Origin of the sequence: Polaromonas sp., from assembly GCF_030682935.1 — a bacterium.
Taxonomy (GTDB): domain Bacteria; phylum Pseudomonadota; class Gammaproteobacteria; order Burkholderiales; family Burkholderiaceae_C; genus Polaromonas.
Window position 1 is genome coordinate 1 of the sequence record NZ_JAUXNA010000311.1, and the last position, 7,269, is coordinate 7,269.

Genomic DNA, 7,269 nt, shown 5'->3' on the forward strand with positions numbered 1-7,269 from the left:
TGGCCATCGCGTCTTCATTGAGGGCATAACGGAAACCGGCTTCGTCAAACTGCACGGCGGGCAAGTCCAGCGCCGCCGCGGCACCGGCGTCCAGCGCGCGCGCCAGCGGCGCTTCGCTGGCCGCCAGCTGGGCCAGCAGCTCGGGGCTGATGGTCAGCAAGTCGCAGCCCGCCAGCGCCGTGATCTGGCCCACGTTGCGAAAACTCGCCCCCATGATTTCGGTGGCCATGCCAAAGTGTTTGTAGTGGTTGAAGATCTCGCGCACCGATTTCACACCGGGGTCATTGGCGCCCGCATGCGCCGCCTCGTCCCAGGCCGTGTCCGCCGACTTTTTGTACCAGTCGTAAATGCGGCCCACAAACGGGGAAATCAGCTGCACTCGGGCCTGGCCGCAGGCCACGGCCTGGCAAAACGAAAACAGCAGCGTGAGGTTGGTATGAATGCCGCGCCGCTCCAGCTGCTCAGCGGCCTGAATGCCTTCCCAGGTGGCCGCCACCTTGATCAGCACCCGGTCAATGTGAATGCCCTCGGCCTGGTACAGCTCGATCAGGCGTTCGCCGCGCGTGACGGAGGCGTTGGTGTCAAAACTCAGGCGGGCATCGACCTCGGTAGAGACCCGGCCCGGAATGATGGACAGTATCTCGCAGCCAAAGCGCACCAGCAGCCGGTCCATGAGTTCATCCAGTGGCCGGTCCTTGAAGCGGCTGACCGTGCCCAGCAGCAAGGGCTGGTAATCGGCTTTTTGCACCGCCTTGAGGATCAGCGAAGGATTGGTGGTGGCGTCCTGCGGCTTGAACTGGGCCAGCTGTTTGAAATCGCCGGTATCGGCCACCACGGTAGTGAGCAGTTTCAGGGCATCGAGTTGGTTCATGGCAGAAGCGCCCGCCAAAGGCGCGAAGTTGGTTCAGATGAAACACCCCGCCAAATAGACAGGATGGGGTTGCAATAAAGTTACCATTATGCCAATAGAATATGAAACTTAATTACCACCACAAGTTTTTACCATGAGCTTTGACCTCATCCTTTTTGGCGGCACCGGTGATCTGGCGTGGCGCAAAATCATGCCGGCCCTGTTTCAGGCCTTTCGTCACGGCTCGTTGCCGGAAGGCGGCCGCATTGTGGGCGTGGCGCGCGACGACCTGTCGGACGACCAGTACCGGGCCCTGATCAAATCCCGCTTCGACCAGGTCGAGCTGGCCAAGCGCCCCAGCGAGGAGGAGTTTTCGCGCTTTGCGGCGCTGCTCGGCTACCTGCGCATGGACCTGGCCAATCCGGCCGACTACGCGCAGCTGGCGGCCCGGCTGCAGCAGCGGCCCGCCGATGTGGTGGTGATGTACGTGGCCACCGCCCCCGGTCTGTTCACCACGGTATGCGAGCAGATTGCCGCGGCCGGACTGAATGGCCCGCAAACCCGGGTGGTGCTCGAAAAGCCGCTGGGCCACGACCTGGCCTCCAACCGCGCCATCAACGAAACGGTGCGCAGCGTGCTCACCGAGCAGCAGATATTCCGCATTGACCACTACCTGGGCAAACCGTCGGTGCAAAACCTGTTTGCACTGCGCTTCGGCAATTCGCTGTTTGAACCGCTGTGGCGGCGCGAGCACATTGCCAACATCCAGATCACCATTGCCGAAGAGCTGGGCGTGGAAAAACGCGGCGCTTTTTACGACAGCACCGGCGCGCTGCGCGACATGGTGCAAAACCATGCGCTGCAGCTGCTGTGCGCCGTGGCCATGGAGCCGCCCATCAACGCGCACGCCGACGCCATTCGCGACGAAAAGCTCAAGGTGCTGCGTTCACTCAAAGCCTGGACCCCCGAGACCCTGCGCCAGCACGTCATTCGCGGCCAGTACGCGGGTGGCAGCATCGACGGCGAGGCCGTGCCCGCCTACCGCGACGAAAAAGGCGTTGACCCGCACAGCCGCACCGAAACCTTTGTCGCCCTGCGCGCCGAAATTGCCAACTGGCGCTGGGCCGGCGTGCCTTTTTACATCCGCACCGGCAAACGGCTGGCCGGCCGTGACGCGCATATCGAGGTCAACTTTCGCCCGGCGCCTCATGCCATCTTCAAGTCGCCCCTGGCCAGCTCGAACGTGGACAACCGGCTGGTGATTAACCTGCAGCCCAAAGACGGGCTGGAGCTGCATTTGCTGGCCCAGGGGGCCGACCAGCGCCGGGGCGGCGGCACCAGCCGGGGCGCACCGACCCTGGCGCCGGTGCAGCTGGACCTGGATTTTGACAAACGCTTTGGCTCCGAACGCGTGGGCGCCTACGAGCGGCTGCTGCTCGACGTGATTGCCGGGCGGCTCAACCTGTTTGTGCGCAGCGACGAGCAGGAAGAGGCCTGGCGCTGGGTCGAGCCGATTCTGGACGCCTGGCGCCACGACAGCACCGGACCCCGCCCCTACGCGTCGGGAACCTGGGGACCGAGTGCGTCCAGCGCCATGATTGCGAGAGATGGTTATTGCTGGAGTGAAGAGTGCTGAGGCCATTGCGCCTTCCCCCCACACAAAAGATACTCGAATGCTAGACCGGATCAAAGCCTCTTTGCCCTCGCTGGCCCCGGCCGAACAGCGCGTGGGCCGGCTGGTGCTGGCCGATCCGCGCGCCTTTGCCAACCTGCCGATCACCGAACTGGCCAGCCGCGCGCATGTCAGCAAGCCGACAGTGGTGCGCTTTTGCCGCAGCGTGGGCTATGACGGCCTGTCGGACTTCAAGCTCAAGCTGGCCGGCAGCGTCAGCGAGGGCGTGCCCTTCATCCACCGCAGCGTCGATGTGGACGACAAAACCGGCGACGTGCTGGTCAAGGTCATCGACAACACCGTAGCCGCGTTTTTAAAGTACCGCAACGACGCCAGTCCGCTGGCTTTTGAAAAAGCCACGCTGGCGCTGCTGGCGGCTTACCGCGCGGGCAAGCGCATTGAATTTTTTGGCGTCGGCAACTCCGGCATCGTGGCGCAGGACGCCCAGCACAAATTCTTCAGGCTGGGCATCAACAGCATTGCCTACAGCGACGGCCACATGCAGGTCATGAGCGCCTCGCTGCTGGGCCCGGGTGACTGCGTGGTCGTGATTTCCAACTCAGGCCGCACGCGCGACCTGATGGATGCCTGTGACATCGCCCAAAAAAACGGCGCCACCACCATTGTGATCACGGCCACCGGCTCGCCCCTGGCCAAGGCCGGCAACGTTCACCTGGCCGCCGACCACCCCGAAGGCTACGACCGCTACAGCCCCATGGTGTCGCGTCTGCTGCACCTGATGATTGTTGACATTCTGGCCACCTGCCTGGCGCTGCGCATAGGCCCCAAGCTGCAGCCGCTGCTGAAAGAGATGAAAAATAATTTGCGGAGCAAGCGCTATGCGTGAACGCACATGCCCCGCGTCATCGCCGTGAAATCTCGCAGCCATTACCCCGAAAATGCGCCCGAAATGGCTTGAAGAATGTCGCTGGCAACCGCCGCATCTGCGAGAACCGGAAATTCGCTGCGCAATTTGTTTGAAATTCGCCCCGAATTTCCGTGGATGGACCGGACAATTCGGTCAATATCCAGGTCGGGGCCTTCAATGATGTACTTCACGGCAGCCCGGGCGCTGTCCCAAGCGCGAAGCAACGCCGCTTCATTGCGCATGTCCAACCGGAGGGTCTGGTCAATCAGGCGAGCCAAATACTCAACATGCTCGGTCAGGTCCAGATAGCGCCACGCTGGCAGGGCATCGTCATACCCGCCAAAGACAAAATTCGAGCTGATGTTGTCCGCATACCGCTGCGCCTGTTTTTCAAACGCATAAAGCCCGCTGTAACGGGCCATCAAGGGCCCGGAAAAAGCCTCCAGCACCGCGTCGTACTGCGCCCGGTCCTGGGCCTTGTGGGTAATCGCGGCGGAAACAGGAAGGATGAATGGGCGCGGCACGGCCCCGTCCCTGCGGAGCATGTCGTGAATCAGAAATCGGTGAATACGGCCGTTTCCGTCTGCCAGCGGATGGATGTAAACAAAGCCAAATGCGGCCACGGCAGCGCGTGCAATCGGGGCGGCACCGTGTGTGCGCTCAACAAAGGCCTCCAGCCCCTGCAACATCGCGTCAAGTTCACGCCAATGAGGGGCCACGTAATGAACCACCTCCTGGAGGTGAATCGTCTCGCCTACAAACACCGGAGACTGGCGCAAGCCGAAATGGGTGAACGTCGCCTTGTCGCCAATAATTTCCTGTTGAAGTTCCGCCAGGGAGTCGCGACTCAAAGGGTTCAGCGCCGCCCCGCAGCGCTGCGTCATGACGGCGGCAAAGCGCTTGATTTTTTCTTTCTGGTCTTGCTCGTGCTCAATCAGGAAACTGGCGCGGCTTTCCTTGACGGTTAACCACGCCGCGCTGCGCGTCAAGATTTCCGCGCCATATTCAGCCTGCAAGGCGTCAAGCTGCGCCGCACAGTCGTATTTTTCAGCGTCCACAACAAGCGCGGTGCGCCTGACGGTCGGGCAAAAAAAGCGGGTTCCCGGCAGGTTGTCCCGCACGCGCCAGCGGGCATTGTTGCGGGCCTGGGTGCTGACCAGGTAGCGCGCCGGGTCAAGGGCATCCACATAGTTGCCCCCGCTCACTGAGGCAACACCGGGCAACGCACGCCCCTTCAGCCACTCCCAGAAAAATCCCGCCCGGCGGGCGTACTGCCCCGTTCTTTCGCGGTTGACCCAGGCAGCCATTTCCTCTTCTGGTGCATGCTCAAAAAGGCGGGCCAAAAACTCCAGCACAACCCCCTCATGCTTCAGCGCAAACGTCAGGTGCGCCGACAGCGCATCGTCTGGACGGATGACGGCGGTGTAAATTTCGCGGGTGATCCCATCTGTCTGCAGCGTGCGCCGGGAAGGCCCAATCTGGCTTTCAACCAGCAAAGGCTGCACCGACTCAATCGCGTAGCGCTCGGCCAGCCAGCGGTAACCAATCCAGTCTGACATGACGACCTTTGTGTTGCTAAAAACGATTATTTTTCAAGAATTATTTATAAATGTAATGCGTCTTGATGAAAAACATTTAATTCGCGGCGCGCTGCTGGCCACCACCCCAGCCCTTCCGGGAAGGGAGTAAGACAAGGCCCTCTTTTTCCCTCTCCCTCTGGGGGAGGGTTAGGGGGGGGGACGCCCCGGCCTGCCAGTCGCAGAGGGGGCTGAATAGTCACTTATTTATTACCAAGCAAGGTTTTTAGCCCAATAAACACAGGCACAAGCAGCTTCCATTTCAATAGCAACCAGAAGCCTTTCGGGCCTCAAGCCAGCGGCAACGCCCGCTCCACGATCCCGGCAAACAGCGCCGCGCCCAGCGGCAGCACGCTGTCGTTGAAGTCATAGCGGCTGTTGTGCAAAAAGTGGCTGCCCACGCCGCCCGTGCTGCCGCCCTTGCCATCCGGAATCTGCTCGCCCTGGCCCAGACGCAAATAGGCGCCCGGCTTGCGCCTGAGCATGAAAGAGAAATCTTCAGCGCCCATGCTGGGCTCCAGGTTGCGCACCACGTTTTCGGGCCCCACGAGTTGATCGGCGACGCTGGCCGCCAGCAAATACTCCGCCGGCGTGTTGATGGTGGGCGGGTAAATGCGTTCGTAGTTCACGGTGGCCGTGGCGCCAAAGCCCTGCGCCACCCCGGCGCACAACTCTTTCAGGCGGCGCTCGACCAAGTCTTGCACCTCGGGCCTGAAGGTGCGCACCGTGCCCACCAGCGTGGCATGGCCGGGCAGCACGCTCATGGCGCCGGGGTCGCCGGCCTGCATGGAACACACACTGATCACGGCGGCATCCATGGCCTTGACGTTGCGCGACACGATGCTTTGGAGCGCCGTGATGATGTGCGCGGCCACCAGCACCGGGTCGACCGTGAGGTAGGCATGCGCGCCATGGCCGCCCCGGCCCGTGATCTCGATCGTGATGCGGTCGGCCGCCGCCATCATGGGGCCGGGATTGATGCCTATGGTGCCGGGCGGCATGGCGGGCCAGTTGTGCATGGCGTAAATCGCCTGCACCGGAAAGCGTTCAAACAGCCCGTCCTTGATCATCGCGTCGGCCCCGCCGCGCCCCTCTTCGGCGGGCTGAAACACCAGCACCGCGTCGCCGGCAAAGCGGCGCGTTTCGGCCAGATAACGGGCAGCGCCCAGCAGCATGGTGGTGTGGCCGTCGTGGCCACAGCCGTGCATCAAGCCGGGTTTTGAAGATTTCCAGCCAAACTCGTTGTGCTCGGTCATGGGAAGCGCATCCATGTCGGCCCGCAAACCCACCATGGGCCGCAAGTCAGAGGTCAACGCGGACTTCAAAGCCGCCCCGGGCTGCTGGCCCTTGACGACAGCAACAATGCCGGTTTTACCGATGCCGGTATGCACTTCATCCACGCCGCAGAGCTTGAGCGCCTGGGCCACACGGCTGGAGGTGTAGACCTCCTCAAAGCCGAGTTCCGGGTGCGCATGCAGATCGCGCCTGAACGCGGTCAGTTCCGGGTGGAATTGGGTAATCTGCGCAAAGGCGCGGCCGTTGGCGCGCAAGCCGTCCGTGCGGACAGACCTCCCTGAAAGGGGCTGCAGGGTGTCGTTATCAATGACAGGATGCCTCATGTTGTTCCTTGCTAAGACGCCATTGGCCCAGGCGCGTGATGTCATCTTCCCCCATCGGCTCAGGCCGTTGTGCACAGGGGGTTTTTCACCGTCAACTTGACCCGCCGCCGCATGAGTTTCCAGCGCATCGGACAAAACGGTTTGACGGCTCTTTTGAACAACGTGTTTAACCCTGCTTAGGCCTACTTGGTTTCTTGGTTTCTTGGCTACGCGCACGGGGGTCAAGCACTGCGGCCCGCATTCAGCGCGGGTGGGACGCAAAAGCCACACAATTCCCCCGCCCTTGTTCCAGATCGATGACATGCAAAGGGGAAACGCCAGCACGAAATTGCGCCGCCAGCCAGTTGCCGCCAAGGGTTGACGGCAGCAATGCCTGCCAATGATTCCGCGCGGTCTGCATGGCCTGTTCGGGCCCGCCAAATTACTATTGAATATATAGCATCTTGCGCCCGCGCTGATTGGGCTACAGGCCATTTTTACTTAAATTTACGGGCCATTGGCCATGCCAGCAACTTGCGCCTGTGCAGAGGGATGCGGGGATAAAAACCCACAAAAAAACCCCACCGTGTTGCCACGATGGGGTTTTTTGTTTCTGATTTAACCGCTAGCTCACGCTAGCTGAAAAATTAGAATGCGTGGCGAACGCCAACACCAGCAGCGGTGGTCTTGTAAGCAGCCTTACT

General features: G+C 61.6%; 6 protein-coding genes. 3 read left to right on the forward strand and 3 right to left on the reverse strand.

Annotated features, from left to right (window positions below; genetic code table 11):
- Positions 1 to 871: transaldolase (locus Q8K05_RS14365; RefSeq protein ID WP_305247318.1), on the reverse strand; the 871-nt coding region annotated here is incomplete at its 3' end.
- 133 nt (positions 872 to 1,004) lie between these two features.
- On the opposite strand from Q8K05_RS14365, the gene zwf reads away from it, so the two are divergent.
- The gene (zwf, locus tag Q8K05_RS14370; protein WP_305247319.1) at positions 1,005 to 2,486 is read left to right on the forward strand and encodes a glucose-6-phosphate dehydrogenase; all 1,482 of its coding nucleotides are present in this window, start codon (positions 1,005 to 1,007) and stop codon (positions 2,484 to 2,486) included.
- 37 nt (positions 2,487 to 2,523) lie between these two features.
- Positions 2,524 to 3,369 carry a MurR/RpiR family transcriptional regulator gene (locus Q8K05_RS14375; protein ID WP_305247320.1) on the forward strand — a complete coding sequence of 282 codons (846 nt, stop codon included), beginning with the start codon at positions 2,524 to 2,526 and terminating at the stop codon, positions 3,367 to 3,369.
- A gap of 41 nt (positions 3,370 to 3,410) precedes the next feature.
- Here Q8K05_RS14375 and Q8K05_RS14380 read toward each other — a convergent pair whose 3' ends face one another.
- Entirely contained in the window at positions 3,411 to 4,949 is a 1,539-nt protein-coding gene (locus Q8K05_RS14380) for a Fic family protein (RefSeq protein WP_305247321.1), read from the reverse strand.
- Here Q8K05_RS14380 and Q8K05_RS14385 point away from each other — a divergent pair.
- Positions 4,948 to 5,079, forward strand: a complete 132-nt coding sequence (locus Q8K05_RS14385; protein ID WP_305247322.1) for a hypothetical protein — start codon at positions 4,948 to 4,950, stop codon at positions 5,077 to 5,079. The two genes, Q8K05_RS14380 and Q8K05_RS14385, sit on opposite strands and share 2 nt — an antisense overlap.
- Positions 5,080 to 5,257: 178 nt before the next feature.
- On the opposite strand, the gene Q8K05_RS14390 is transcribed toward Q8K05_RS14385, so the two are convergent.
- On the reverse strand, positions 5,258 to 6,586 hold the full coding sequence (locus tag Q8K05_RS14390; RefSeq protein ID WP_305247323.1) for a M20 aminoacylase family protein: 1,329 nt from the start codon (positions 6,584 to 6,586) through the stop codon (positions 5,258 to 5,260).
- Positions 6,587 to 7,269: the final 683 nt, after the last annotated feature.